Source organism: Candidatus Frankia nodulisporulans, from assembly GCF_902806475.1.
Lineage (GTDB): Bacteria > Actinomycetota > Actinomycetes > Frankiales > Frankiaceae > Frankia > Frankia umida.
Genome location: NZ_CADCWS010000405.1, coordinates 1 through 2,420 on the forward strand (window position 1 = coordinate 1; position 2,420 = coordinate 2,420).

Sequence of the window (2,420 nt, forward strand, 5' to 3'; positions counted from 1 at the left end):
TGAGCCCCGGGTCAGGCCCGAACGAGGCGGACGTACCGCCGACCATCCCGCGACATCAGGGTGCCCCACCCGTGGCACCGTCCATCCGTTTTGTTCGGGTCTGAACCACTCTGACCAGCCCGCCTGCGGCGGATCCCCAGCCCACATCCGCTCGACACAGGTACAAGGACGAAATCCCATGGCATCCCCTGAGACCACCGGCACCGCGATCACGCCCATCCCCGAGCAGGGCAGGGCGCACGCGATGCCCGCCACTGCGAGGCCCAGCGCCGAACCGCCTGCCGATGCGATGCCTGCCCACGACGCGATGCTCGCGGCCGAGGACGCGTCCGTCCGGGCGGAGATGGAGCACGGCGGGTCCGCGCGGCGGGCGCCCGCGAACACGCTGGGGCAGACGCTGCAGCGTGGGGTCGAACATCTGCTGAGCCTGCAGGACAAGGCCGGCTGGTGGAAGTTCGACCTCGAGAGCAACACGACGATGGACGCCGAGGACCTGCTGCTACGGGAGTTCCTCGGCATCCGGACGGAGGCCGCGACCGAGGCGTCCGCCCGGTTCATCCGGTCGCGGCAGCGTCCCGACGGCGCCTGGCCGCTGTTCTACGGCGGCCCCGGTGACCTGTCGGCGACGCTCGAGTCGTACATCGGCCTGCGGCTGGCCGGCGACGACCTAGACGCCGAGCACATGCGGCTCGCCGGCGCGTGGATCAGGGCGCACGGCGGGATTCCCCAGACACGCGTGTTCACTCGCATCTGGCTGGCGCTGTTCGGCTGGTGGCGGTGGGAGGACCTGCCGGTCATCCCACCGGAGATCATGTTCCTGCCGCCGACCGCGCCGCTGAACATCTACTCGTTCTCGACCTGGGCGCGTCAGACCATCGTGCCGCTCACGATCGTCCTGGCGCTGCGTCCGGTGCATCCCGCGCCGTTCAGCCTCGACGAACTGGACGTCCCCGCCGAGGACGCCGCCGGTGTCCGGACGTCCGCCGACGCGGATGCCGGCGCGGGTACCGGTGACAAGGCCGACGCCGACGCGGTCGCGGTCGCGGTGGCCGACGAGGTCGTCGTGAAGGGCACGGTGACCAACGCGGCGGGGACACCCGTCAAGCAGCGTCGGGATGGCGGCTGGGCGGCGAAGCTGCGGGCGAAGGTCGGCTGGCGGGAGGTGTTCGTCGGCGTCGACAAGGCGCTGCACCGCTACCACTCGATGCCGGTGCGGCCGCTGCGCACGCAGGCGATCCGCGCGGCGGAACGGTGGATCGTCACCCGGCAGGAGGCGGACGGGTGCTTCGGTGGGATCCAGCCGCCGGCCGTCTACTCGATCATCGCGCTGCACCTGCTCGGCTACTCGCTCGACCATCCGGTGCTCACCGCCGCGCTGCAGGCCCTCGAGGACTACAGCGTCACGATGCCGGACGGTGCGCGGATGGTCGAGGCGTCGCAGTCGCCGATCTGGGACACCGCCCTCGCCGGGATCGCCCTGGCTGAGGCGGGGGAGACCGCGGGGATCGCCGGCGACCACCCGGCGCTGCTGCGCACCGCCGACTACCTGCTGGGCCAGGAGATCCGGGACAAGCGCGGCGACTGGGCGGTGAACCACCCCGACCTTGAGCCCAGTGGCTGGGCGTTCGAGTTCGAGAACGACACCTACCCCGACACCGACGACACCGCGGCGGTGCTGCTGGCGCTGCGCAAGGTGCGTCATCCACGGTCCAGGGAACTGAAGGCGTCGATGGAGCGGGGCATCACCTGGCTGTTCGGGATGCAGTCCAGCGACGGTGGCTGGGGCGCCTACGACTCGGACAACACCTCCACGCTGGTCTACGAGATCCCGTTCGGGGATTTCGGGGCGCTCACCGACCCGCCGTCCGCCGACGTCACCGCGCACGTCGTCGAACTGCTCGCCGAGGAGGGGCTGGCCGACGACCCGCGTACGCGCCGTGGCGTCCAGTGGCTGTTGGACGCGCAGGAGACCGATGGTTCGTGGTTCGGCCGGTGGGGCGTCAACTACGTGTACGGCACCGGGAACGTCCTGCCGGCGTTGCGGGCGGCGGGGGTCGCACCGTCCGACCCGGTCATGCGGGCCGGCGCCGACTGGCTGCTCGCCCACCAGAACGCCGACGGCGGCTGGGGTGAGGACGTGCGTTCCTACGACGACCGGGACTGGGCCGGCCGCGGGGAGACCACCGCGTCGCAGACCGCGTGGGGAATGCTCGGCCTGCTCGCCACCGACCGGCGACCCGAGGTCGTGGAAGCCCTGGCCCGCGGCGCCCGCTGGCTCGCCGAGAACCAGCTGCCGAACGGCACCTGGGACGAGCCGTACTTCACCGGCACCGGATTCCCCGGCGACTTCTACCTCAACTACTACGGCTACCGGCTGCTCTGGCCGGTGATGGCGCTCGGCCGCTACCTGCGCGAGTGCG

At 71.5% G+C, this 2,420-nt stretch carries 1 protein-coding gene; it reads left to right on the forward strand.

Annotated features, from left to right (window positions below; genetic code table 11):
• Positions 1-178 precede the first annotated feature (178 nt).
• On the forward strand, positions 179-2,420 hold a 2,242-nt coding region (gene shc / locus G6R24_RS20275; RefSeq protein ID WP_476727366.1), incomplete at its 3' end, for a squalene--hopene cyclase.